The organism is Rhodoferax sp. GW821-FHT07F03 (assembly GCF_059418745.1).
In genome coordinates, this window is the sequence record NZ_JBWKQM010000003.1 from 244,501 (window position 1) to 268,120 (window position 23,620).

The 23,620-nt window shown below is 63.7% G+C and carries 21 protein-coding genes; 7 read left to right on the top strand and 14 right to left on the bottom strand.

Annotated features, from left to right (window positions below; genetic code table 11):
* Nucleotides 1-202: 202 nt before the first annotated feature.
* The 4 genes from AC07R0_RS05740 to AC07R0_RS05755 all read right to left on the bottom strand — a co-directional run bounded on the left by AC07R0_RS05740 (nt 203) and on the right by AC07R0_RS05755 (nt 3,414).
* Entirely contained in the window at nt 203-754 is a 552-nt protein-coding gene (locus tag AC07R0_RS05740; protein WP_495097969.1) for a YbhB/YbcL family Raf kinase inhibitor-like protein, read from the bottom strand.
* A gap of 139 nt (nt 755-893) precedes the next feature.
* Nucleotides 894-1,766, bottom strand: coding sequence for a helix-turn-helix transcriptional regulator (locus tag AC07R0_RS05745; RefSeq protein WP_495104136.1), 873 nt, complete (start codon nt 1,764-1,766; stop codon nt 894-896).
* 126 nt (nt 1,767-1,892) lie between these two features.
* On the bottom strand, nt 1,893-2,396 hold the full coding sequence (locus tag AC07R0_RS05750) for a hemerythrin domain-containing protein (protein ID WP_495097971.1): 504 nt from the start codon (nt 2,394-2,396) through the stop codon (nt 1,893-1,895).
* Between the two features lie 97 nt (nt 2,397-2,493).
* Nucleotides 2,494-3,414: a LysR family transcriptional regulator gene (locus AC07R0_RS05755; RefSeq protein ID WP_495075887.1), complete on the bottom strand. Its 921-nt coding sequence runs from the start codon at nt 3,412-3,414 to the stop codon at nt 2,494-2,496.
* A 170-nt stretch (nt 3,415-3,584) separates the two neighbouring features.
* On the opposite strand from AC07R0_RS05755, the gene AC07R0_RS05760 reads away from it, so the two are divergent.
* Nucleotides 3,585-4,940 carry an MFS transporter gene (locus AC07R0_RS05760; RefSeq protein ID WP_495104137.1) on the top strand — a complete coding sequence of 452 codons (1,356 nt, stop codon included), beginning with the start codon at nt 3,585-3,587 and terminating at the stop codon, nt 4,938-4,940.
* Nucleotides 4,941-4,966: 26 nt separating this feature from the next.
* Nucleotides 4,967-6,259 carry a gallate dioxygenase gene (locus AC07R0_RS05765; protein ID WP_495097973.1) on the top strand — a complete coding sequence of 431 codons (1,293 nt, stop codon included), beginning with the start codon at nt 4,967-4,969 and terminating at the stop codon, nt 6,257-6,259.
* On the opposite strand, the gene AC07R0_RS05770 is transcribed toward AC07R0_RS05765, so the two are convergent.
* The 3 genes from AC07R0_RS05770 to AC07R0_RS05780 are packed head-to-tail and all read right to left on the bottom strand — an operon-like array spanning nt 6,252 to nt 9,113.
* Nucleotides 6,252-7,838, bottom strand: coding sequence for an FAD-dependent oxidoreductase (locus tag AC07R0_RS05770; protein WP_495104138.1), 1,587 nt, complete (start codon nt 7,836-7,838; stop codon nt 6,252-6,254). The genes AC07R0_RS05765 and AC07R0_RS05770 overlap by 8 nt on opposite strands.
* A gap of 29 nt (nt 7,839-7,867) precedes the next feature.
* Nucleotides 7,868-8,329 (bottom strand): tetratricopeptide repeat protein, encoded by a 462-nt coding sequence (locus AC07R0_RS05775; RefSeq protein WP_495097975.1) that lies wholly within the window; start codon nt 8,327-8,329, stop codon nt 7,868-7,870.
* Nucleotides 8,330-8,372: 43 nt separating this feature from the next.
* The gene (locus tag AC07R0_RS05780) at nt 8,373-9,113 is read right to left on the bottom strand and encodes a FadR/GntR family transcriptional regulator (RefSeq protein ID WP_495104139.1); all 741 of its coding nucleotides are present in this window, start codon (nt 9,111-9,113) and stop codon (nt 8,373-8,375) included.
* Between the two features lie 76 nt (nt 9,114-9,189).
* Here AC07R0_RS05780 and AC07R0_RS05785 point away from each other — a divergent pair, with 76 nt between their 5' ends.
* Together AC07R0_RS05785 and AC07R0_RS05790 are read left to right on the top strand one after the other, a co-directional pair.
* The gene (locus AC07R0_RS05785; RefSeq protein ID WP_495104140.1) at nt 9,190-10,200 is read left to right on the top strand and encodes a proline racemase family protein; all 1,011 of its coding nucleotides are present in this window, start codon (nt 9,190-9,192) and stop codon (nt 10,198-10,200) included.
* A 7-nt stretch (nt 10,201-10,207) separates the two neighbouring features.
* On the top strand, nt 10,208-11,125 hold the full coding sequence (locus AC07R0_RS05790) for a delta(1)-pyrroline-2-carboxylate reductase family protein (protein ID WP_495104141.1): 918 nt from the start codon (nt 10,208-10,210) through the stop codon (nt 11,123-11,125).
* On the opposite strand, the gene AC07R0_RS05795 is transcribed toward AC07R0_RS05790, so the two are convergent.
* The 7 genes from AC07R0_RS05795 to AC07R0_RS05825 are packed head-to-tail and all read right to left on the bottom strand — an operon-like array spanning nt 11,122 to nt 17,417.
* Nucleotides 11,122-12,675: a polyamine aminopropyltransferase gene (locus tag AC07R0_RS05795; RefSeq protein ID WP_495104142.1), complete on the bottom strand. Its 1,554-nt coding sequence runs from the start codon at nt 12,673-12,675 to the stop codon at nt 11,122-11,124. The genes AC07R0_RS05790 and AC07R0_RS05795 overlap by 4 nt on opposite strands.
* 2 nt (nt 12,676-12,677) lie before the next feature.
* A complete protein-coding gene (locus tag AC07R0_RS05800; RefSeq protein ID WP_495075878.1) occupies nt 12,678-12,896 on the bottom strand; it encodes a DUF350 domain-containing protein in 219 nt (72 codons plus the stop codon).
* Nucleotides 12,897-12,914: 18 nt separating this feature from the next.
* Nucleotides 12,915-14,435, bottom strand: a complete 1,521-nt coding sequence (locus tag AC07R0_RS05805; protein ID WP_495104143.1) for a DUF4178 domain-containing protein — start codon at nt 14,433-14,435, stop codon at nt 12,915-12,917.
* A 15-nt stretch (nt 14,436-14,450) separates the two neighbouring features.
* On the bottom strand, nt 14,451-15,470 hold the full coding sequence (locus tag AC07R0_RS05810; RefSeq protein WP_495104144.1) for an SPFH domain-containing protein: 1,020 nt from the start codon (nt 15,468-15,470) through the stop codon (nt 14,451-14,453).
* Between the two features lie 45 nt (nt 15,471-15,515).
* On the bottom strand, nt 15,516-16,340 hold the full coding sequence (locus AC07R0_RS05815) for a glycine-rich domain-containing protein (protein WP_495097983.1): 825 nt from the start codon (nt 16,338-16,340) through the stop codon (nt 15,516-15,518).
* 4 nt (nt 16,341-16,344) lie between these two features.
* Complete coding sequence (locus AC07R0_RS05820) at nt 16,345-16,734, bottom strand: S-adenosylmethionine decarboxylase family protein (protein WP_495075874.1); 390 nt, start codon at nt 16,732-16,734, stop codon at nt 16,345-16,347.
* A gap of 44 nt (nt 16,735-16,778) precedes the next feature.
* Nucleotides 16,779-17,417: a TetR family transcriptional regulator gene (locus tag AC07R0_RS05825; RefSeq protein WP_495097984.1), complete on the bottom strand. Its 639-nt coding sequence runs from the start codon at nt 17,415-17,417 to the stop codon at nt 16,779-16,781.
* A 93-nt stretch (nt 17,418-17,510) separates the two neighbouring features.
* On the opposite strand from AC07R0_RS05825, the gene AC07R0_RS05830 reads away from it, so the two are divergent.
* The 3 genes from AC07R0_RS05830 to AC07R0_RS05840 are packed head-to-tail and all read left to right on the top strand — an operon-like array spanning nt 17,511 to nt 23,432.
* Nucleotides 17,511-18,821 carry an efflux RND transporter periplasmic adaptor subunit gene (locus AC07R0_RS05830; protein WP_495104145.1) on the top strand — a complete coding sequence of 437 codons (1,311 nt, stop codon included), beginning with the start codon at nt 17,511-17,513 and terminating at the stop codon, nt 18,819-18,821.
* Between the two features lie 14 nt (nt 18,822-18,835).
* A complete protein-coding gene (locus AC07R0_RS05835; RefSeq protein ID WP_495075871.1) occupies nt 18,836-21,985 on the top strand; it encodes an efflux RND transporter permease subunit in 3,150 nt (1,049 codons plus the stop codon).
* Nucleotides 21,978-23,432 (top strand): efflux transporter outer membrane subunit, encoded by a 1,455-nt coding sequence (locus AC07R0_RS05840; protein ID WP_495104146.1) that lies wholly within the window; start codon nt 21,978-21,980, stop codon nt 23,430-23,432. The genes AC07R0_RS05835 and AC07R0_RS05840 overlap by 8 nt, the downstream gene beginning before the upstream one ends.
* The last annotated feature ends 188 nt before the right edge of the window (nt 23,433-23,620 follow it).

A 23,620-nucleotide genomic window follows, 5' to 3' on the forward strand; every position in this document is an offset into this window, starting at 1 on the left:
GGTGCTGCCTTTGCGGGGGTGTCAAGCGATGACACCATTGTGCAGGCACCGGCGGCGTTCCGCGTAGCCTCAGATCGGCGGGTTGCCCGTCGGCGACTGCTGCAATCAAAGATCGAGGTTTGGCTGCAGGCCCAAAACGCCCTGCAGCAAACCGTCGATTGGAATTCAATCGGCAGAACGCAGGGAATGATCCAGGGTGTCCCTAGCGGCCAAACCTTGCCGTGATACTGGCGGTAGCCAGCTTGTTTGCATTCAACATATAGCCAATCAAGGCCGCTGATGCGTCTGCGGGTAGTTCCAGTTTGTCCACCTTCAGTGCAAACACGGTAAAGATGTAGCGATGCGGCTTGTCCCCTTGGGGTGGGCAAGCGCCGCCAAAGTCGTTGCTGCCGAAGTCATTGCGCCCTTGCTTGGCGCCACCAGGCAAGGCACCTGGTTTGCCTGCACCTGCTGGCAAACTGCGCAGGCTCGCGGGCAGATCGTATGCGCTCCAATGCCACCAGCCGCTGCCCGTGGGGGCATCTGGGTCGTAGGCGGTGATGGCGAAGCTTTTGGTGCCTGCAGGCACATCGCTCCAGTTCAGGGCGGGCGATACATTGCCGCCGCTGCATCCAAAGCCTTGGTACACCTGGGCACTGTCCAGTGTTTTTTCGTTGGCGATGTCTGTACTGTTCAGCTCCAGAGCATGTACGCTTAAAGACACGCCTGCGCTCAAACCCAACGCGCAGAGCAAGGGGATAAAAGATTTCTTCATGAAGAGTTCCTGGTAGAAAAACCGAGATCTGAATCGCCGATCTCGCAAGCCGACACCGGCAACAGTGATATGCCGTGTGTTGGGGTTGATGTTCCAGGAGTTCGCCAACGCCAGGCGCTCAAAGAAATGCGTGAAACGCTCAGGTATTGGATACCGCGCTGGGTTCGACTCCAAACTGGGCCATGAAACTGCGGCTAAAACTAGCCACCGACAGATAGCCGCAAGCCAAAGCGACGGACTTGAGCGGGCGACGGCTGGACTGCAACAAAGCCAGGCCGTGCAGCAAACGGGTTTCTCGCAAAATGTGCCGCAACGAGGTCGCTTCTTGCGCCAAGCGTCTGCGCAAGGTGGCGCCACTCATATGCAAGGCAAGCTCAAAGTCGCCCGAGGTCCAGTTGCGCTCTGGCGCCGCAGCCACCAGCAAGCGAATGCGCGCCACCACCGATGGGTCTTGGGCATACAAAAACGGGTCATGGCCTGCTCGAACCAAAGCCAGCAGCAAGCCAAGCAAGGCATGGTCACGTTGCGCGGCGTCGGGCGCCCAACCCGCAGGAGACATGGCGGTCAAATAGGCCCGTACGCCAGGCAATAAAGCTGTCAAATCCCCGCAACTGAAGGGTTTGGCCAGCGCCGCCGCCGGCGCAGTGGCACTGTGCGCGCCCACCAAGGTACGCGCCAGTGTTACCACTCTCCATGGGAACGGCACTGCCCAAGCCCGGTAGGCATCCGTGGTACCCGGCGGGGGTATGTTTTCAACCCCCATGCTGCAAGCATGGTGCAGCATGACAAACTCACCGCACGCCACCTCGGCCTGCTTGCCATCGACCTCCAAGCGTTTCAGTCCGGCCAAGGGCACCATTAGCAGGGGGGTGTCGACTTGAACGGCGTGTAATCGGTAAGCCCGCTGGGCCAGGATGGTGACGTGCTCCGCGCCCGATTGCAATCCGGCCTCCAACCAGGCGGGCAGGGTGGGTGGCGGGGGTAAAGCCGCGCTGGTGATTGGCGCAACCAAGCGACCGTTTTGCTGAAGCGAAGTATCTTTTGCGCGCGGAGAATCCGTGATCGTCTGCGGTTCCGACATAGTTAGGTTACCGAGGGTGGGTGTTCACCTCGAACCATAACATGATGGGCATGGTTACTAGGCTGCGCTGGTCTCGGCCTGGCGCGTCATGTCCGAGCAGCTGGCTCCGCCGCAGCCGTGGATCGGGGCCTCGGGCAGGGCCTGTGGCATGGCGACCTGGCCGGTGGACGGGTCGTAGCCTATGCCGCGCAAATGCAGGGCCAGCGCCGCGTCCATCGACTGGGCGTGGGCAGGGAACCAGGCGGCCAGCTCGCGGGCCATGTCGCGCACCACGTCCAGCTTGCCGTCATGCCCGTTGCGCAGGCCTTCGCGCATCACCTGCAACACCACTTTGTGCTGCAGGCTGTGGCAGTTGGAAGATGAAAACCCGGTGTCACGCATCCACGCGTCCTCCTGGCCGAAATGCGCTTCGGTGTGCGTGATCAACTCGGCCCAGTGCCGGACCACGCTGTCGTTCGGCGCGGTTTCCACCAGTGCTAAGAGGTCTACAAATTCGTGGTGGGTGTGGTCCATTTCCGCCAGGTCCAAGACCAGTGCGTCGCTCCATTCCAGCTGTGCCATGTTCAGAATCCTTTCAAGCTGCCGCAGCTTAGGTGGATTGGCGGAGCTTGTATTTGATCCAGGTCATGGGGGCGGGCTGCCTGCAGCCGATTCAGCCCTAAGGCAGCAGAGTGCCCGCACTTTGGCGTGACAACTGGTGCGCCGCTCTGTGCAGGTGGGCAATGCAGTGGCGTATGGCGGGCGACAGCACCGAGTCGCTACGCACAATGGCGCCCACGGTGAGCGGAAAACCGCCCTCTGCCAGCGGCACCAGGCTCAGGAATGGTGCGGCCATGGGGTGGGTGGCGATCTGCTGCGGCATCAGTCCCACGAAGTCGCCGGTGGCCACCAGCGACAACAGGGCCAGAGTGGAGTTCACGATGGCGCCTACCGGCGGTGCGGGCAGGCCATTGCTTTCAAACAGCAGCTTGGCGTAACCGGTGTCGTTGGAGGCGCCGGTGTACACCCATTTGGCACCCATCAGCTGCTGCAGCGAGGTCGCGCTCGCCAGGGGGCTGCCCTTGCGCACCACCACCACCATGCTGGTTTGCAGCAGGGGTTCCACCACGAATTCACCCGATGACAACCCGGTGGGAATGCCGCCCACGGCGATGTCCACATGGCCGTTACGTAGGCGCTGCATCTGCGCCTGGTACAGCTCTTCGCTGACGCGCAGCTGGATCTCGGGGAACTCGCGGCCAAAGGTGCGCAGGGTTTCAGGAATCAGCAGCATCACCGCCAGTGGCACTGCGCCTATATGCAGCGAACCAACCATCTTGCCGCCCAGCTGGTTGATTTCATCCACCGCCGTGCCCAGCTCCTTGCAGACCGCCAGAGCCCGCTGGTACAGCACCGTGCCCTGGGCCGTGGGCAGCACGCCTTTGGAGGTGCGCACCAGCAGCGTGGTGGCCAGCTCTAGCTCCAGCTCGCGGACCATCTTGGTCAGGGCGGGTTGCGATATCTGCATGCGTCTGGCGCCGCTGCGCAGGCTGCCTTCTTCGATGGTGGCGATCAGGGCCCGTAGCGTCGTGAGTTTCATGGCCCGGATGGTAACGACTCGCGGCCTATTGGCAAAACGCGATAGCCAGCGGTTATCGCGGTGTGTTTTGTGGCATCTGTGCGGAAGTCAGCGGCCTGCCCAGAATGCGGTCCTTGCAAATCTGGCTCCAGCGCCAGCTCTCAAAAATTACAACGGAGACTTTTTTCGCCATGCAGCTTGCCCCTACCCTGAACGTCCGGGAATTCATCAACAGCAGACCCCTCTCACGCAACCAGTGGTGGCTGGTGGTGCTGTGCTTTTTGATCGTCGCCGTGGATGGCATGGACGTGGCCATCATGGGCTTCATCGCCCCGTCCATCCTGGCCGAATGGCATATCTCGCGCCCCGCTTTCGGCATCGTGATGGGGGCGGCCCCCATCGGCTTGGCGCTGGGCGCCCTGTTCGCCGGTTCGTCTTCAGACTGGTTTGGCCGCCGCAAGGTGCTGCTGTTGTCGGTGCTGGGCTTTGGCCTGTGCACCTTGTTTACCGCATTCGCACGCAACCCCACCGAAATGGCCTTGCTGCGCCTGCTGACCGGCCTGGGCCTGGGCGCGGCCATGCCCAATGCCACTACGCTGCTGTCTGAATACGTGCCAGAGCGCCGGCGTGCCTTTCTGGTGGCCATCATGTTCACCGGCTTCAACCTGGGTTCGGCCATGGTGGGCTTTGCGGCCGCGGCGCTGATACCGGCGTTTGGCTGGCAGTCTGTGCTGGTGATGGGCGGCGCCTTGCCCTTGCTGCTGCTGCCCATGCTGTTCTTCTTCCTGCCTGAGTCGGCGCGCTTCATGGTGACGCGCGGCTACACCGCGGGCCAGATCAGCAAAGTGCTGGCCAAGGTCAGCCAAAGCGCCTTGCACGGCGTGCAGGAATTCATCTCCGGCGAAGCCGCCGTGGGCGCGCGCCAACCCCTGGCCGTGCTGTTCCACCAGGGCTTTCGCCTGCGCACCATCACCCTGTGGGTGACCTATTTCATGGGCTTGCTGGTGATCTACCTGACCACCAGCTGGTTGCCCACCATGATGAAAGACGCCGGCATGTCGGTGGACCGCGCCGCCAATGTGACGGCCATGTTCCAGCTGGGCGGCACCGTGGGCGCGCTGCTGGTCGGCTGGCTGATGGACCGCATGAATCCGAATAAGGTTATCGCCGGTGCCTACATTCTGGGAGCTGTGGCCCTGGTCGTGATGGGCCTGAACGGTCTGATGTCCGCCTCCATCGTCGCTTTGGTGGTGGCTGTGGGCTTCTGCCTGAGCGGTGCGCAGACCGGGCTGAACGGTTTTGCCCCTGGTTGCTACCCCACCATGGCCCGCGCCACCGGCGTGAGCTGGATGCTGGGCGTGGGCCGCCTGGGCAGCATCATGGGCTCATCCATTGGCGGCCTGTTGCTCAGCCTGGGTTGGGGCTTTGAAGGTATCTTCACCGTGCTGGCCGTACCTGCGGTGCTGGCCGGTCTGGCGATTTTGCTGAACCGCCGCGGTATTGCGAACACCCCGACGATTCCCTACGCATCACAGAGAGCGCACTGAGCGCTTCGCTTATTAGAAAGAAAACCATGGCCACCATCATTGGCGGTATTGCCGCATCCCACACGCCAACGATTGGCTTCGCTTTCGACCGCAACAAGCAGGATGACCCGGTCTGGGCGCCCATCTTCGAGGCCTTTGCCCCGGTGCAGGCCTGGCTGCAGGACAAAAAGCCCGACGTGCTGCTGTTCATCTACAACGACCACATCACCTCCTTCTTCTTCGACCACTACTCGGCCTTTGCCTTGGGCGTGGGACCCGAGTGGAAGGTGGCCGACGAGGGCGGCGGCGCGCGCGACCTGCCCACGGTGCCAGGCCATCCGGCGCTGGCCGCGCACATCGGCCAGTCGCTGGTGGCGGATGAGTTCGATATGTCATTCTTCCAGGACAAGCCGCTGGACCACGGCTGCTTTTCGCCCCTGTCCATGCTGTGCCCGCACGAGCCCGCCTGGCCGGTGCAGGTGGTGCCCTTGCAGATGGGCGTGCTGCAGTTCCCCGTACCCAGCGCACGCCGCTGCTACAAGCTGGGCCAGGCGCTGCGCCGCGCCATCGAGAGCTACCCCGAAGACCTGCGCGTGGCCATCGTGGCTACCGGTGGCCTGTCGCACCAGGTGCACGGTGAGCGCGCCGGTTTCAACAACCCGGCCTGGGACGCCCGCTTTCTGGAGATGTTTGAAAACGACCCGCAGCGCCTGACGGAGATGACCCAGGCCGAATACGCCGAGCTGGGTGGGCTGGAGGGCGCCGAGGTCATCATGTGGCTGACCATGCGCGGCGCCCTGTCCAGCCAGGTGCGCAAGCTGCACCAGAGCTACTACCTGCCGTCCATGACCGGCATCGCCACCGCCATCTATGAAAACCTGGCCGCACCCGCCCAGGCCGGCGAGATTGCCCGCCACCAGGCGCATATGGCGCGCCAACTGGACGGTGCCCAGTCGCTCAGGGGCACGTACCCTTTCGACTTGAAGCGCAGCGCACAGGCCTACCGCTTGAACCGCTATCTGCACGCCATGGTGCAGCCCGCGCACCGCACCGCCTTCCTAGTCGACCCCGAGGCCAGCTTTGCCGCCGCCGACTTATCCGAGCAGGAGTGCAGCCTGCTGCGCGCCCGCGACTGGCGCGGCCTGCTGCACTACGGCGCGATCTTCTTCGTGCTGGAAAAGCTGGGCGCGGTGCTGGGCGTGTCGAACCTGCACATCTACGCTGCCATGCGCGGCGAAACGCTGGAGCAGTTCCAACAGACCCGCAATGCACCCGGTGCGCTGTACTCGGTGGCGGGCGGCAGCGGTGCCACCCATTTCGACCCCAAGAAGCCTAGCTGAGCGCGCCTGCCAGCCCCGCCAGATGGCCCTGGGTGAAGGCTTCTTCGAACACCGAGTAACCCGCCCAGTCGCTGTGCGCGAAGGTAATATGCTCTGTTTTTTGTAGCTGCTCGCGCAGGTTAAACGTGCGCTGCAGGCCGATTTGGCTTGAAAGTGCGGGTGTGGGTATGGCCATGGCGTGGCCGTAGCGGGTGATGTCGATGCGCTTGGTTTTGCCGCGGATGTCCGGGTGGGCTGCAGCCAGCTCGGCCAGGATCTCGTCGCGCCACTGTGCCCAGGGTTTTTCCAGCAGCATGCGCCGGCCGTCCGGCACATCGCCCAGTGCGCGGTAGTAGCTCAGTACCGTGGCGCCGGGCACCGGCTGCAGGCTTTGGTGCATGGCGTCCACATAGCCCAGGCCGGGAGCCTGGTACAGCACGTTGTCCCAGCTGGGCGCCGGGCCGGGGCGGTCGTACAGCGGCGCCTCAATGTGGATGTTCGCCACCAGCCAGGGCGCGTAGGTGGTAGCAGCGACGGCTTGGCGCAGGAAGTCCGGCGGGTTCTGCAGCACGCGTGCGGCAATGAACACCGGCAGCGCCACGATGGCGCGGCGTGCTTGCCAGCGCTCCAGTGCGTGGGTGGCTGTGTTGTAGGCATCCACCTCCACACCCTGCTTGGTCGCAGCTATGCGCACCACCACCTGGCCGGTGTGCAAGCGCTCACCTAAAGGCGCGGCCAGGCGGCGCGTCAGCCAGGCATTGCCTTCGGGCCAGGTCAGTACGCTGTCACGTTCACCGGTATCTGCGCCCGGCGCGTGGAAGCCGTGGCGGCTGGCGAAGTAGTGGATGCCGGCCCAGGCCGAAACGGTAGCGGCACCCGCGCCAAAGTCGTCGCGGCAGCAGTAGTCCAGGTACCAACGCAGATAGCTGTCGTTCAGGCCGTTCTGCTCCAGCCATGCTGCGAAAGTGATAGCTGCCAGCGCACGTTGTACCTGCGCCAGCGGCCGATTTGACATGGGAATGGTCCAGTGTGTCTGTGCACGCAACTGTTCCACCAGCGTGGCCATCTTCTGGTACTGGGACAGCGTGTCGGCACCCACACCGGCCACCGGCAGCAGGCCGTCCTGCCAGGCGCCGTGCAGGTATAGCCGCTCCTGCGGGCTGTGGCACAGATGGCGTTCCTCGTATTCCCAGCGACCCGCCACGCGCTTGCGCAGGCCCAGCTCTTCCAGCAGGTCCTGCACATCGGGTGCATCGTCGCCGGGCACGGGCAGGTAGTGCGCGCCCAGCGGGCAGGCGATACCGTCTACCGCGCCGCCCCGGCTGTTGCCGCCGGCGCTGTCCTCCAGCTCCAGCAGGGCGAAGTCTTCAACACCTTTCAAGCGCAAGGCCCGCGCCGCCGCCAGGCCGGCCACGCCGCCGCCGGCGATCAGCACATCGGTGCGGCGGGTGACGCTGGGCGCAGGGTAGCTGCTGGTGTCGCGCAGCAGGTGGCCGCGCTCGAAGTTGATACCCGTGAAGCCGCCCGTGATCTCGGATGGGCTTTGGCAAGCCAGCAGGGGCAGGGTGCTGGCGGTGGCGAGAAACTGGCGGCGGTGCATGGGCGGGGCGTTGGCTCCTGAGGATGTATTTACGGGTGGCTGGCCTGGTAGTCCGAGATCGCTTTGGCCAGGTCTTCGTATTCTTCGCAACTGCGGTTGCCGCATATTTGCTCCAGTGCGGCCAGGTGCTTTTGGGCTTCGGCGGGTTGTTGGTTCATCAGATAGGCCTCGCCAATGTACTCGTGCGCGCCGCGGTGCTTGGGGTTCAGTTGCAGCGCGATCTTGTAGTGCTCAAAGGCCTTGGCCAGGTTCGGCGTGGGGCTTTTGCGGGCGGTGTAGCCCATCAGGTTGTGGATGTCGGCGTTGCGCGGGTCGGCACGCACTGCCGTGTCCAGCTCGGTCTGCGCCAGGCCCCAATTGCGCGCCTGGATGGCGGCCTGCGCGGCTTTCAGGTGGTCGTCCGAGTTGGTTTCGGACATGGTGCCCTTGGCCTGCGCGGCCCCGCAGGTGAGCAGACTGGCGGTGAGCAATGTGTAAATGAAGCGGCGCATAACGGACTCCTGTGGGCTGTCTAAACCCTAGTTATAGATGGTTTCAGGTCGCCAGCATGTCCTTTTGCACCCGCTCCAGGTGCTGCCGTACGTAGAAGCCGGCCGCGTCCTGGTTGCCGGTGGCAATCGCCTCGTAGATCAGCCGGTGCTCGTACACATACAGCCGGGCACGGGCCGGGTCGTGGATGCCGTAGTCGCGCAGTTGGCGCCATAGCGGCTCGTCCACCGCTGCGGCCACCACCTGGGCGATGGCCTGCATCACCGGGTTGCCGGTCATCAGGGCGATGCGGTGGTGGAACTGGCGGTCGGCCTCGTTCCAGTCGCGGCGCTGGGCCGGGTCGCCCAGGTCGCTGGTGCGCTCCATCAGGTCCAGCAGGCGTTCTATTTCCTCGTCGCGGCGGCCCACGGCGGCGGCAAACTGGGCAATCAGCGGCTCTATGGCCAGCCGGGCGGCCAGGGTGGATAGGGGGCTGGTGTCGGGCTGGGTGGGGGCTGCCTTCATGCTGCGCATCACTTCCAGCGCGTTGTCGCGCACAAAGGAGCCGGAGTTGGGCTTGGTCTGCACCACGCCCTGGTTGACCAGTTCGCCCATGGCTTCGCGTACCGTGGCGCGGCCCACGCCCAGGGTGGTGGCCAGGTCGCGCTCGGCCGGCAGGCGCGAGCTGGGCGGGTAGCTACCGTCTAGTATGGATTTCTTTAAACGCTCGGCGACCAGTTCGTAGAGCTGTGGCACGCGCAGCGGTGACGGGCTGGGTTCAGTGGTGGAGAGGGCAGTGTGTTTCATGAATTGGCATAATTTTAAAACCAGTTTGGTTAAAATAAAACCAGATGCCTTGCCCAATTTCTGCTGAAAGTCCACCATGTTGAATCTAGTCCGTAGCGTCCAGACCGTGGATGCCCATACCGGCGGCGAGCCGCTGCGTATCCTGGTGTCCGGCATGCCGGCCGTGCCGGGCAACGGTATTCTGGAGAAGCGCGCCTGGCTCAAGACCCACCGCGACGACCTGCGCCAGTTCCTGATGAACGAGCCGCGCGGCCACGCCGACATGTACGGTGCCTACCTGCTGCCGCCCACCACGCCGGGTGCGGACTTCGGCGTGATTTTCATCCACAACGAGGGCTATAGCGATATGTGCGGCCACGGCATCATCGCCCTGGGTAAGGTGTTGGTGGAGCTGGGTTACGTGGAGCGCACCATCCCGCTGACGCGCATAGGCTTTGACGCACCCGCAGGCTTTATCGAAGCCTTTGTGGAGTGGGACGGCCAGCGTGCCGGCAAGGTCACTTTCAAGAACGTGCCGGCCTTCATCTACCTGCGCGACCTGGAGGTACAGACCTCCAGCTTTGGCACGGTGCGCGGCGACATTGTGTTTGGCGGCGCGTTCTATTACTACCTGAATGCCGAACAGGCCGGGCTGACGGTGAAGCCGGAACTGGTCCGTCAACTGATCCAGCTGGGTGAGGAAACCAAGGCCGCAGTCATGGCCAAAGTAAAAATCCAGCACCCGCTGGAGCCGGGGCTGGACCAGTTGTACGGCAGCATCATCGACAGCGCACCCAACTGTGCGGGCGTGGACCAGTCCAACGTCTGCGTGTTTGCCGACCGCGAGGTGGACCGCTCGCCTACGGGTACCGGCACCTCGGGCCGGGCGGCCCAGCTATTTCTGCGCGGCCAGTTGGCCCTGGGCGCCAACTACGTGAACGGCAGCATCGTCGGCAGCAAGTTCGAGGTGAAGGTCACACAGGCGGTAAAGGTCGGCGACTTCGACGGCGCGCTCACCGAGGTCACCGGCAGCGCCCACATCATGGGCCACCACCAGTGGGTGCTGGAAGAGCTGGACCCGTTCCCCACCGGCTTCTTTTTACGCTGAGGTCGCCATGCAGATACTGAACGCCGCACAGACTGCCCGAGCCTTGCCCTATGCGCAGCTGGTGCCCGCCGTGGCCCAGGCCGCGCGCGAGCTGGCGCAGCAACAGATCCAGGCGCCCGAGCGTCTGGTCGTGCCCATGGCCGAAGGCGGCGTGCTGCTGGCCATGCCCGCCGTGGGCCATGACCTGAGCGTGACCAAGCTGGTCACCGTGCACCCGCGCAATGCCGCCCAGGGTTTGCCTGTTATCCAGGGCGAAGTGGTGGTGATGGACACCGCCACCGGTCGCCGCCTGGCCTTGCTGGACGGTCCCACCGTCACCGCGCGCCGCACCGCTGCTGTCACCCTGCTGGGCATCCAGATGCTGGCGCCGCATACACCGAAGACGGCGCTACTGATCGGCACGGGCGCCCAGGCTGCCGCCCATGCGGACGCGCTGGTCGAGCATCTGGGCCTGGTGCAGTTCTGGATTGCGGGGCGCAGCCTGGAGGCCGCCCAGTCGTTCTGTATCGCCCTGCAGGCCAGGCATCCGCAGGCCCGTGCCACTGCCATGGCTGTGAGCGAAATGGACAATGCTTTGCCCGCCACCGATCTGGTGCTGGCCCTGACGACATCGCGCACGCCGGTTATTCCCGCCCACATCGGCACGCAGACCTTGGCCATAGGCGTGGGCGCGTTCAAGCCGGACATGGCGGAATTTCCTGCGGCACTGCTGCACAGTCGGCAGATCGTGGTGGACGATCTGGGCGGCGCCCGGCATGAGGCCGGCGATCTGCTGCAGGCTGGCGTGGACTGGGGGCAGGTGCGGGATTTGGCCTTCGCGCTGGACACTTTACTCGCCCCAGGAGCTGCCGTGCCCGTTTTTAAAACCGTGGGCCAAGCGGCCTGGGACTTGGCAGCAGCACGGGTGGCGATGGCCAGCCTCTAGCGCGCCACCACCTTGCCCCATTCCTCTTCATAGGTCGTCACCAGCACCTGGTTCGACAGCCGGTTTACCTCGGTGGGCACGCGGGCCATGTCCAGCGGGAAGTCGAACAGCGCGGGCAGGCTGGGCGGGCTGAGGAAGCGCAGACCGGGTGGCAGCGTGGTGGGGATGCGGTAGGGCCGGCGGCTGGCGATGATGTAGCCCCATTCGCCGAAGCTGGGCACGTGGGCGTGGTAGGGCGTGGTGTGCAGGCCTACGGATTCGATGGTGGTGGCGACGGTCCAGAAGCTCTTGCGCGCCACCAGGGGCGATGTGGTCTGGACCACGGCATAGCCGCTGGCCGACAGGCGCTGGTCCAGCAGGCTGTAGAACGAGTTGGTGTAGAGCTTGCCGATGGCGAAATTGGTCGGGTCGGGGAAGTCCACGATGACCACGTCGAAGGTCTCGGTGTTGGTCTGCAGCCAGTTGAACGCGTCGGTGTTGACGATGTGCAACTTGGGTGAGAGCAGGGCGCCGCCGTTGAGCTGCACCAGCGCTGGCTGGGTGGAGAACAGCGTGGTCATGGCCGGGTCCAGCTCGACCAGGGTGATGCTTTCCACGCCGGGGTACTTCAGGATTTCACGCACCGCCATGCCGTCGCCACCGCCCAGCACGGCCACCTTTTTCGGCGCCGCGCCGCTGGCCGAGAAGGCAGACATCACAGGGTGCACCAGAGCCTCGTGGTAGCGGTACTCGTCACGCTGGGCAAACTGCAGATTGCCGTTCAAGAACAGGCGGTAGCCGGCCTTGCCTTCGCCCGCGCTGTGCGTCACCACGATGCGCTGGTAGGGTGTGGTCTGAGCAATGACCACGCGGTCCTGGTAGAGCTTGTCTTCGGCCCAGGTGGTAATCAGGTCCGCAGCCGCCATGGCGGCGGCCAGCGCGGCCAGCGTCGCCACGCAGGCCAGCGCGTGCGCCTTGAATTGGCGCAGGTCGTGCCGGAACAGCCACAGCGCCCACAGCGCCACCGTGGCGTTCATCAGGCCGAACAGCAGGCCGGTGCGTATGAGTCCCAGATGGGGCACCAGCACCAAGGGGAAGGCCAGCGACACAGCCAAAGCGCCCAGGTAGTCGAAGGTCAGCACCTGCGACACCAGGTCGCGCAGCGCCACATTGCGCTTGAGGATGCGCATGACCAGCGGAATCTCCAGCCCCACCAGCGTGCCGACCAGGATCACCAGGCTGTAGAGCAGCGGGCGAAAGGCATTGGGCAGATATGCGTTTGCTATAAAAAGAAGAGCTGGAAGCGCACCACCTACCAGCGCTACCAGCAGTTCTATGCGTAAGAAGTGGGCGGGCAGCTGGCGCTCGAAAAAGCGCGACAGGTAGGAGCCGACGCCCATGGCGAACAGGTAGCTGCCGATCACCGTGGAAAACTGCAGCACCGAGTCGCCCAGCAGGTACGAGGCCAGCGCGCCCGCCGCCAGCTCGTACACCAGGCCGCAGGCCGACACGATGAAGACCGAGGCGAGCAGCGCCACCTCGACCGGGCGCGGCCCGGGTTTGTCCGCCAAGTTCAATGGATCGCTGCCGCCACGATGATGCAGATGCCGAGAGACATGGCGGCCACAACGAGCGCCAGCGCCAGGTTTTGCTTCTCGATGATTTCTTCCCACAGCTTGTAGGGTGTGAGCTTGTCCATCACCACAAAGCACAGGCCAAAGATCACCACGCCGATCAGCGCGTACACGATGGAGCCGAAGACGACCCCGGCTTTCAACCATTCAATATCCATGGAGATCTCCTTCAAAAATTACTTGTGGCCGCCGCCCGATGAGAAGCCGCCGAAAGAGCCACCCGAGGTGCGGGTGCCGCCGCTGGACGAGGAACTGCAGTTCTGCACATTCGGGTCGCAGTCGGAGCAGCGCGTCACCATGAATAACACCAGCAGCAGGATCACGAACACCCATATCGCCGTGCCCATGCTGATGTTGATGTTGTTGCCGTTCAGGCTCAGGGGCATGGCATCGCTGCGTTTGAGCAGGTCTTTCTTGGCCTCCAGCTTGAAGGCGCTGGCCACCAGGCTGCTGTCGATCTTGCTGCCCACCGACCACGTCACTTCACCCGGCGACTGCTCGCGCGACAGCAGGCCCTTGCCGCTGCTGAAGTCCTGGTTGGATGTGACCTGGCCGCGCCGCACCTGCCAGTAGAACTCGCCCGCCACATAGGTGGTTTCGGCGCGGTAGGTGCTCTGCAGCCGGTATTGGGTGCCCAGGTAGCTGGCGCTCTGGCCATTTTTGGCCAGCGTGGGTGCGCCGGTGGCGGGCTTGACCACGCTCCAGCCGTCGGTCGCATCCACCAGAAACAGGAAGCCGCGCTTGCGGTGGTACAGCAGGTATTCTTCCCAGCCGAATTGCTCGTCTTCCTCGCCGGGCTCGGTGCCCATGCGGTGCTGGAAGCCCACCACTTGCCAGTCGGCGCCCTGCAGCTTGCCGACCGTGCCCAGGGGGATCAGCGGCTGCATGGGCTCGTCTTGCACCGCATGCCGCAGCTCGCCACCCACGCCAGCCGTCAAGTCGATCAGGCTGTGGCAAGAGCCGCAGGCCAGGCTTTTGCTGCTGGCCAGCAGTGGGGTAATCGAGGCGCCGCATTGCGGGCAGTTGAACTGGCGGCCTTGCTCGTCTTTGACCGATTCCTCGCGCAGGCCCACCAGCTGCAGCTCTTCCAGCTGTACGGATGTGCCTATGGACAGGCTGGGTGGCTGGCTGCCGTAGTCCACGCTCAGCACCTCGCCCTCGGGGCTGCGCAGATCCACCATGGCAAAGGGCTGGCCCAGTGCGGGCAGGCGCGGCAGTTCGCCTTGGGCTGACATCAGCGCCACGGTTTGCTGGGAGGCGACGCTGCAGCTTTTGCCGTTGATGGCGGTGGTCGCGCCGACACGCAGGTGTTCGGCATCCGGCAGCTCACGCTCGGCGCGCAGCGGCGTGCTGAAGACGTAGGCACCGTTATCTTCGCTCAGAAAAGCGCTGCTGCCATCGTCCAGCAGGGCGATCCATTCGGTCCAGCGGCCTTCGCCGTATTTGTACTGCAGGCGACCGACCAGGGTGAAGCCCTGGTTTTTCCAGCGGCCGCTGGCTTGCAGCTGCAGCGGGCTGTGGTCGTCGAACAGCTCGGCCATCTTGCCGATGCGCTGCAGCACTTCGCCATTGCGCACCACCATGCTCTGGCAGTAGGCGCAGATGGCGTGGGTGGACTGCGCGCTCAGGAAGTCAACCGGCGCGCCGCAGCCAGGGCAGGGCGCGCGGTAGGCGCGCTGGAGGTTGGGTGTCGCCACGAAGCTAAGTTGCGGCTAGACCAATTTTTTCAGCAGTTCAGTCTTTTTGGCGTCGAACTCTTCTTGCGTAAGGATGCCCTTGGATTTGAGCTCACCCAGCTTTTCCAGTGTGGCCATGACTTCCTCAGGCTTCACGCCTGCGGCGGCGGCCGCACCGCCTTGCAGGCCAGTCTGCAGGTTTTGCGCCAGCACCTGGCCCAGGGCCACGCCAGCGCCCAGGCCCATGGCGTCGCCTGCCACACCGCCGCCCGAGCCCGCGCCCTCGGCGAATTTGGGGATGGCTTGCGCTGTCTGGTACTGCATGAACTTGCCCATGTCGTTGCCGACCATTCCCATGCCAATTTTCTGGTCCAGTATCTTTTGCAGGTCTTCGGGCAGGGACAGGTTTTGCACCGTCATGCCGTCTAGCTGCAGGCCGATCTTGGCGAATTCCGGCGCCAGCTGGGTGCTCAGCGCCTGGGCAAAGACCTGCTGGTTCGCCGCCAGGTCCAGGAAGGGGATGCCGCTGCTGGCAATCGCGTTGCTGATGTTCTGCAACACCAGGCCGCGCAGCTGGCCGTCCAGGTCGGCCGTGCCATAGCTGTCGCGGGTGCCGGAGATTTCGGTGTGAAAGAGTTTGGGGTCGGCCACGCGGAAGCTGTAGTTGCCGAAGGCGCGCAGCCGCACCGCGCCGAAGTCCTTGTCGCGAATGGTGATGGGCTGGGGCGTACCCCATTTCTGGTCGATCTGCTGGCGCGTGCTGAAGAAGTAGACATCGCTCTTGAAGGGCGACTCGAACAGCTTGTCCCAGTTTTTCAGGTAGGTGAGTACCGGCAGGGTCTGCGTGGTCAGCTTGTGGGTGCCGGGGCCAAACACATCGGCCACCTGGCCTTCGTTGACGAAGACCGCCACCTGGGAGGCGCGCACCACCAGCGCGGCGCCGTTCTGGATTTCCATGTCGGCCATGGGGAAGCGCCAGGCCAGTGTGCCGTCGCTGTCCTCGGTCCATTGGATGATGTCAATGAACTGTTTGCGGATGAAGTCCATCAAGGCCATGGTGTGCTCCGTTAGCTTGTGTTGAAAGGGAATGATACCCGGCGCCTAGTCGCCTCCGCCGCCGCATCCACCGCCACAGCCGCCTCCATCGGAGCTGCCGCCGTCGCTGCTACTGGAACTACTGTCGGAGCTGCTGTCGGAGCCGCCGAAATCGCCGCCACCACAGCCGCCACCATCGCTGCTGTTGCCGCCAAAGTCGGTGCCGCAATAGCCGCCGGCATCGCTTTGCGCACCTACGGCGTGGCAGTCTGGCGTGTAGCGGTAGCCGCCTTCGATGCCGAACTTGGAGTCCAGTGCAAACAGCAGTGGCAGGCGCGCGGGTTTGCGCGGGTTGATGCTTTCTTCCTTGCAGGCCCAGTACCAGGTGCGCCGCAGGCCGTTGTTGCGCCGGGCATTGCTGCCCATGGCCTCTGCGGGGGTGTGGTGCAGCATGTGGCCGAATGCGCGTTCACACCACAGCGCATAGCCCTGGGTGTGCAGGATGTAGGCGTGCCAGGCGCTGTCCACCACCTTGGAGGGCATGCCTACGAACTGCCGGCCGCTGCGCAGATAGGCCATGAAGAACTGGCGTAGGCCACGTAGCACCAGCTCGGCATCGCGCGGCTGCAGGCCGGGGTGGGCTTCCAGAACTTTGGCGGCCAGAAAGCGTGGAAATTCCGCGTCGCGTATGAATTGGCGGCGCAGGCTTTGCTCCCAGGCGCGCAGGGCTGTCCACAGCATGGCGCCCATGGGCAGGACCAGCGCCGGCCACCACTGGTGGCGGGCCAGGCCCCAGACGCAGATCGGCAAAACCAGCAGGGCGCTGACACGGCGCAGCCACACCAGTGCGTAAATGCGTTGGTAGGGGCGTAGGTGGGGCAGGGCCGGCATGGCGTCAGCCCGGCTGCGGGGCCAGTGTGCCGCGCTGCAGGCGGTGGTGCTCGGTGCGGCCGGGCATGAATAGTGCGATCAGGCTGTCCAGCAGCAGCTGGGCTTTGGCCGAGTGGTCGGCGCCGAAATTGCACACGTACACATCCAGCGTCACGGCCGACTGCTCGGGCCAGGTGTGCACGCACAAGTGTGATTCTGCTAGCAAAATGGTAGCGGTAACCCCGCCTGGCCCCTGCGCTGTAGCCGGAAAACTATGGAATAGTTCGCCCACGGCCTGCAGGCCAGCGGCCTGAACGGCATCGCGGCAGGCCACGCCCAGCAGCTGTGCATCCAGCAGCCAGGCGCTGGCGCAGCGGCAGTGGTGGAGATCGGCGGTGAGGTGCAGGCCTTGCATGGGGCCAGACTGTAGCGGCCTTTTGCGAGGTACTTCGCGCTGTGTTAGTTGCTTGGGGTGCGCGGCGGATTGGTTTGCAGGCCGGCCATCACCATATCCACCATCGATGGCGCAGCTTTCTCCAGCGAGAAGCTGTCAGGCGACAGCAGCCATTCGCGCATGGTGCCGGCGATAAAGAAATTGATGGTTTGCTGAGCCAGGAATACATCGGTGTCGGCTGGCAGTTGGCCGTTGCCCACTGCGCGTACCAAAATACCCTGGATCTGGGTGAAGCATTCATCGCGCCGTGCCAGCTTGTTCTCCATTACGGTGACGACTTCGCCGATGTTTTCGCACTTGAAAAACATGATGCTGAACACCCGCTGCTGCCGGGGCGAGCCGGCCAGCGTTGTCAGTGCCCGTACGCACATCTGGCGCAGCGCGGCCAGCGGATTGGCGTCGGCGCATATATCAAGTTCGACAAGCATGGCCTCCATCGGTAACATGGCCTGTGCAATCAGCGCTTGCAGTACGTCGGCCTTGTCCTTGAAGTGCCAGTAAATAGCGCCCCGCGTCATTCCTGCCGCGGCGGCGATGTCATTCAGCGTGGTGTGGGCAACACCTTTGTCAAAGAACATCTGCTCCGCGGCTTCCAGTAACGCGGCATAGGTTTGCTCAGCGTCCTCTTTGGTTTTTCTAGCCATGGTCGTGTCTCTTGCTGCTGTAATAGTTAGTAACGTAGTTGAAACAAACATACGTGAATGTATGTGATACTACACCATCCAATTAAACCATCTATGTCTATGTCCATCGCATCTCCTCGCGCTTCATCGACCGACAACCGCAACGCCCGCTTTGCGCGCCGGCGTTGGATATCCCCATTTTTGTTGGCGGCCCTGCCTTTGGCGCTGGTGGCTTGCGGCAAGTCCACCGGTGCGGCGGGCGGTCCGGGTGGCGCGATGCCGCCGCCCGAGGTGTCCGTGGTCACGGTGCAGGCCCAGGCCCATTCGGTTGAGCTGGAATATGTGGGCCAGACCGCCGGTTCGCGTGAAACCGAGGTGCGTGCGCGTGTGGCCGGTATTCTGGAAAAGCGTTTGTACGAAGAAGGTTCGCTGGTCAAGGCCGGCACGCCCTTGTTCCAGATCGATCCTGGTACCTTCCAGACCCAGGTTGCTTCGGCAGAGGCCAATGTGGCTGTAGCCCAGGCCAAGGTCAACCAGGCCCGCCGTGACCAGGCCCGCCTGGCCCCGTTGGCGGCTGAAAAAGCCATCAGCCAAAAAGAATTTGATGACAGCAAGTCCACCCTGGAATCCGCTGAAGCCTCGCTGAAGCAGGCCCAGGCCCAGGCCAACGAAGCCCGCCTGAACCTGGGTTACACCAAGGTGGTGGCCCCCATCAGCGGCACCACCGGCACGGCATCCAAGTCGGATGGCGCCCTGGTGTCGGCCAGCGACAGCCTGCTGACCACGATCGTGCAAACCAACCCGATGTATGTGAACTTCAGCGTATCGGAAAGCGATTTGCTGCGCATGACCAAGCAAGTGAGTACGGGCCAGCTTAGCGTGCCCGGCCAGCGGTCGGCCAACGGCAGCCTGGGCTTTACCGTCAATGTGAAGCAGGCCGATGGCAGCATCTTCCCACGCGCCGGCAAGCTCAATTTCGCCAGCGAAAAGGTGAATCCGCAAACCGGCAGCTTTGACGCCCGTGCCGAGATCCCTAACCCCGATGGCAGCTTGCGCCCCGGCCAGTTCGTGCGCGTGCTGCTCAGCGGCGCCAGCCGTCCGAACTCCATCACCGTGCCACAGCGCGCGGTGATCGACAGCCCCATGGGCAAGATGGTGTTCACCGTGTCGCCGGACGACAAGCTGGTACCCCACCCGGTGGAGCTGGACGGCTGGAGCAAGGGCGAATGGATCGTCACCAAGGGCTTGCAAAGCGGCGACCGCGTGCTGGTCGAAGGCTTCATCAAAGCCCATGAGCCCGGCATGACTGTGAAGCCTGTGCCCTATGTGGCCAAGGCCGCCAACGGTCAGCCCGCTGCCGCGCCTGCTTCCGCAGAAAAACCACCTGCAGCGCCCGCCAGTGCTGCGCAAGCTGCTTCGAAATAAGGAGCAACTGACCCATGTTTTCCAAGTTTTTTATTGACCGTCCGATCTTCGCGACGGTGCTATCGCTGTTCCTGGTGCTTGCCGGGTTGGCAGCCATGCGTGTGCTGCCGATCTCGCGCTACCCGGAAATCTCGCCACCGGTGGTGAGCGTTAGTGCGGTCTACCCCGGTGCTTCGGCCGAAGTGCTGGAAACCACCGTGGCTGCACCTATCGAGCAGGCCATCAACGGCGTCGAGAAGATGCTCTACATGAGCTCTACCTCGTCCGGTGACGGCGCGGTGTCCATCAGCATCACTTTTGACGTCGGTACCGACCTGGACATCGCCGCGGTGAACGTGAACAACCGCGTGAACCAGGTGCTGAGCAAGCTGCCGCAAGAGGTGCAGCGCCAGGGCGTGACCGTGGCCAAGAGCTCGGCCAGTTTCATGACGGTGGCGGCGATCTACTCGCCCGACGACCGCTATGACGCGCTGTACATCTCCAACTACGTGACGCAAAACGTGCTGGACGCCATCAAGCGCGTGCCCGGTACCACCAATGTGCAGATCTTCGGTGCCAAGGACTACGCCATGCGTATCTGGCTGCGCCCGGACCGCATGGCCCAGCTGGGCATCACGGTGGGTGATATTTCTGGCGCCATCACCGAGCAGAACGCGCAGTACGCGGCAGGCAAGATCGGCGCGCCGCCGAACAATACCGAAGAGCTGACGCTCACGGTCACCGCCAAGGGCCGCTTGCTGGAGCCGGAGGACTTTGCCAACATCGTGGTGCGTAGCGGCGCCAATGGTGCCATTGTTCGCGTCAAGGACGTGGCACGTGTTGAGCTGGGTGCCAAGGACTACAACTTCTACGGCCGCGTGAACGGCCACCCCACGGTGCCTGTCGGTATCTTCTTGCAGACCGGCGCGAATGCGCTGGAAACCCGTGAAGCGGTGGAAAAAACCCTGCAGGAGCTCAAGGCCAAGTTTCCTGAAGGCCTGACCTACTCCACCCCCTACGACACCACGCCTTTCGTGACGGAGTCCATCCACGAAGTGCTGAAGACCCTGGCGGAAGCCATGGTGCTGGTGTTCATCGTGGTGTATGTGTTCCTGCAAAGCTGGCGCGCCACCATCATCCCGACGCTGGCCGTGCCGGTGTCGCTGATCGGCACCATGGCGGGTCTGCATCTGCTGGGCTACAGCATCAACACGCTGACCCTGTTCGGCATGGTGCTGGCCATCGGTATCGTGGTGGATGACGCCATCGTGGTGCTGGAAAACGTCGAGCGCCTGATGCATGAAGAGGGTATGACGCCGCGCGAAGCCGCGATTGAAGCCATGCGTGAAGTGACCGGCCCGGTGGTCGCCATCGTGCTGGTGCTGTGCGCGGCCTTCATTCCAGTAGCCTTCCTGGGCGGCTTGGCGGGCGAGTTGTACCGCCAGTTCTCGGTGACCATCACCATCGCCGTTTGCCTGTCTGGCATCGTGGCGTTGACCTTGACGCCGGCACTTTGCGCCGTGTTGCTCAAGCCGGGTGCGGAGCGCAAGAACAAGGTATTTACCTGGTTCAACAAGAGCTTCAGCAACCTGACCCACCGCTATACCAAGGGTGTGGCCTTCTTCCTGAAGCGTGGCGTGCTGGGTCTGGTGTTGTTCGTTGCCATGGGCGCGCTGACCGGCGTGCTGTTCAAGCTCGTGCCCAGCAGCCTGGTGCCGGACGAAGACCAGGGCTACTACATTGCCGCGGTCATCCTGCCGGAAGGCTCGTCGCTGGACCGTACCAACCAGGTGGTCAAGCAGGTCGAAGCCGCTGTGGGCGGTAACAAGAACATCGACACCACGTTCAGCTTGGTGGGCTTGAACTTCCTGGGTGGCGGCGGCTTGAAGTCGTCGGCGGCCACCATGTTCTTCCCGCTGAAGCCTTGGGCCGAGCGTGACCAGTCCGCCCAACAGTTGGTGGGCGAGTACTACATGAAGACGGGCGGCATCAAGGAAGGTTTGCCGCTGGCCTTCGGCCCGCCGGCGATCCAGGGCCTGGGCCAGACCGGTGGCTTCGAGTTCTACATGCAGAACAAGGGTGACGGCGGTGTGCGCCGCCTGGCCCAGTTGCTGCCAGCCCTGCTGGAAGAAGCCAACAAGCAGCCCGAGCTGCAAGGCGTGAAGACGCTGTGGCAAGCCAACTCGCCCCAGCTGTTTGTGAGCGTGGATACCGAAAAGGCGCGCTCCATGGGCATCGCCGTGGCCGACATCTACAACACGCTGGCGGCCACGCTGGGCAGCTACTACGTGAACGACTTCAACAAGAGCGGCCGTATCTACCAGGTGCTGATGCAGGCCGAAGGCCAGTTCCGTTCCAAGCCAGACGACATTGGCGCGCTGTATGTGCGTTCCAACGCCGGCAAGATGATCCAGCTGCGCTCGGTGGCGGACGTGAAGTTCGTGGCCGGTCCTGAGTCCGTGCAGCATTTCAACGCGCTGCCGTCCATCCAGATCCTGGGCGATCCCAAGCCAGGTTTCAGCTCGGGCCAGGCGATTGCCGCCATGGAACGCGCTGCCAACAAGGTGCTGCCTTCTGACGTGGGTTTCGACTGGGGCGGTACCGCGTTCCAGCAAAAGCGTAGCAGCGGCGCGGCGGGCCTGGCCATTGGCGCGGGCTTTGTGATGATCTTCTTGATCCTGGCCGCGCAGTATGAAAAGTGGTCGCTGCCGTTCTCGGTGCTGTTGGCTCTGCCCTTCGGTATCTTCGGTGCCTTGGTGGCGGTGTACTTGCGCAACCATGCGAACGACGTGTACTTCCAGATTGGTCTGGTCACGCTGCTGGGGCTATCGGCGAAGAACGCGATTCTGATTGTGGAGTTCGCGATGATGAAGGTGCACGACGGCATGACGCCAGTGGCTGCGGCCCTGGAAGCCGCACGCCTGCGCTTCCGGCCCATCATCATGACCTCGCTGGCCTTTATTCTGGGCGTGGTGCCCTTGGCCATCTCCACCGGCGCTGGCGCGGCAGCGCGCCAGTCCATTGGTACGGGCGTGGTCGGCGGCATGATTGCGGCGACCTTCCTGGCGGTGTTCCTGGTGCCGCTGTTCTTTAAATTGGTGAACGACTGGAACTTCCGCAGCAATCCGGAAGACTTCGACAGCGTGAACAAACCCGCCCACGGCGAAGGAGCGGCCCATGTTTAAGCGCATGCCTAAATTTGCTATAACGCTGATAGCGGCTGGCGTACTGTCTGCCTGCGGTATTGCACCTGTTGGCCCTGACTACAAACGGCCTGAGCTGGATGTGCCCGCCACGCTGTCGGTGAACGGCACAGCCACCAATGTGGACTGGCTGAGTTGGTGGAAGGGCTTCCAGGACCCGGTGCTGGACAGCTTGCTGCAGGAAGCCTCCAGCAACAGCCAGGACCTGGCCCTGGCCACGGCCCGTATCGCCGAAGCCCGTGCCACTGTGGACCAGAACTTGTCCAACTTCTACCCGACGGTGGACCTGAATGCCAGCGCCACGCGTCGGCGTGCCAGCGAGAATTCAGCCAGCTTTTCCACCCCCGGTGCAGACCCGCATTCGAATGACCGCCAGCTGGGCCTGACCGCCAGCTACGAGATTGACTTCTGGGGCCGGTACGCACGTGCCGACGAGGCCGCGCGGGCCCGCCTGCTCAGCCAGGCCGCCAGCCGCGGAACGGTGCTGACCTCGCTGTACGCCAACGTGGCGCAAAGCTACTTTGCACTGCGCGGACTGGATGCGCAAACAACGCTGGCCGAACAAACCCTGGCCACCCGGCAAGAGAACCTGCGCTTGCAAAAGCGCCGCTTCGACGCCGGTGTGATCGGCGAGCTGGATATGCGCCAGGCCGAGTCCGAAGCCGCCAGCATCGAAGCCACGCTGCAACAGACTCGCCAAAGCCGCAGCAATGCCGAGTCGGCCCTGGCCGTGTTGCTGGGCCGCAAGCCCAGCGACATCGTGCATCCGGTGCTGGCACGCGGTGCGGAACTGGGCAAGCTGTACGCCGCCCAACCGATTCCTGCGGACCTGCCGTCCGACGTGCTGACACGCCGGCCCGACGTGGTCAGCGCCGAGCAAAGCCTGATTGCGGCCAATGCCGACATCGGCCAGGCCCGCGCTGCCTACTTCCCCAAGTTCAGCTTGACGGCAAGCTTGGGCCAGCAGTCGAAAGACATGTCGACCCTGTTCGATCCGGCATCTTTGTTCTGGAGCCTGGTGGGCAATTTGACCCAGCCCATTTTCCGTGGCGGTGCGCTGAAAGCTGTGGAAGCAGCCGCCAATGCGCGCCAGCAGCAGGCCGTGGCAACGTACACGCAGACGGTGCAAAACGCCTTCCGTGATGTCCATGACGCCTTGAACAATGTGTCTACCGGCAACGAGATCACCGCCACCACGGCCAAGCGCATCGCGGCATTGCGCGATACCTTGCGCCTGGCGGACCTGCGCTACAAGGGCGGCTATTCCAGCTATCTGGATGTGCTGAATGCGCAGCGCGATCTGATGCAGGCCGAGTCCGGCCTGATCGACGCGCAACGCACCCAGCTGAACGCGGTGGTCAGCCTGTACAAGGCACTCGGCGGCGGCTGGGATGCCGGCAGCCTGGTGGCCCAAGGCACCCAGCCCTGAGCACCCGCTGGGCGGCCTGTTTGCCTACGGGCAGCAGCTTGTCTTGAAGCATCAAAATAGCACCCAGCGCAGACAATATCTGCGCTGGGTGCTATTTTGTTTGTAGCAATGCGGAGGTGCTGGTGTGCTTGCTGCATCCATGCACAGAGATGGCTTAGGCGTTCAGCCTGCCGTCCATAGGCCGCTGG

Bases quoted from the DNA above. Each gene is read 5' to 3' on its own strand.
- AC07R0_RS05740 (WP_495097969.1), bottom strand. From the start codon at position 754: ATGAAGAAATCTTTTATCCCCTTGCTCTGCGCGTTGGGTTTGAGCGCA.
- AC07R0_RS05750 (WP_495097971.1), bottom strand. From the start codon at position 2,396: ATGGCACAGCTGGAATGGAGCGACGCACTGGTCTTGGACCTGGCGGAA.
- AC07R0_RS05755 (WP_495075887.1), bottom strand. From the start codon at position 3,414: ATGAAACTCACGACGCTACGGGCCCTGATCGCCACCATCGAAGAAGGC.
- AC07R0_RS05760 (WP_495104137.1), top strand. From the start codon at position 3,585: ATGCAGCTTGCCCCTACCCTGAACGTCCGGGAATTCATCAACAGCAGA.
- AC07R0_RS05765 (WP_495097973.1), top strand. From the start codon at position 4,967: ATGGCCACCATCATTGGCGGTATTGCCGCATCCCACACGCCAACGATT.
- AC07R0_RS05770 (WP_495104138.1), bottom strand. From the start codon at position 7,838: ATGCACCGCCGCCAGTTTCTCGCCACCGCCAGCACCCTGCCCCTGCTG.
- AC07R0_RS05775 (WP_495097975.1), bottom strand. From the start codon at position 8,329: ATGCGCCGCTTCATTTACACATTGCTCACCGCCAGTCTGCTCACCTGC.
- AC07R0_RS05780 (WP_495104139.1), bottom strand. From the start codon at position 9,113: ATGAAACACACTGCCCTCTCCACCACTGAACCCAGCCCGTCACCGCTG.
- AC07R0_RS05785 (WP_495104140.1), top strand. From the start codon at position 9,190: ATGTTGAATCTAGTCCGTAGCGTCCAGACCGTGGATGCCCATACCGGC.
- AC07R0_RS05790 (WP_495104141.1), top strand. From the start codon at position 10,208: ATGCAGATACTGAACGCCGCACAGACTGCCCGAGCCTTGCCCTATGCG.
- AC07R0_RS05800 (WP_495075878.1), bottom strand. From the start codon at position 12,896: ATGGATATTGAATGGTTGAAAGCCGGGGTCGTCTTCGGCTCCATCGTG.
- AC07R0_RS05810 (WP_495104144.1), bottom strand. From the start codon at position 15,470: ATGGCCTTGATGGACTTCATCCGCAAACAGTTCATTGACATCATCCAA.
- AC07R0_RS05815 (WP_495097983.1), bottom strand. From the start codon at position 16,340: ATGCCGGCCCTGCCCCACCTACGCCCCTACCAACGCATTTACGCACTG.
- AC07R0_RS05820 (WP_495075874.1), bottom strand. From the start codon at position 16,734: ATGCAAGGCCTGCACCTCACCGCCGATCTCCACCACTGCCGCTGCGCC.
- AC07R0_RS05825 (WP_495097984.1), bottom strand. From the start codon at position 17,417: ATGGCTAGAAAAACCAAAGAGGACGCTGAGCAAACCTATGCCGCGTTA.
- AC07R0_RS05830 (WP_495104145.1), top strand. From the start codon at position 17,511: ATGTCTATGTCCATCGCATCTCCTCGCGCTTCATCGACCGACAACCGC.
- AC07R0_RS05835 (WP_495075871.1), top strand. From the start codon at position 18,836: ATGTTTTCCAAGTTTTTTATTGACCGTCCGATCTTCGCGACGGTGCTA.
- AC07R0_RS05840 (WP_495104146.1), top strand. From the start codon at position 21,978: ATGTTTAAGCGCATGCCTAAATTTGCTATAACGCTGATAGCGGCTGGC.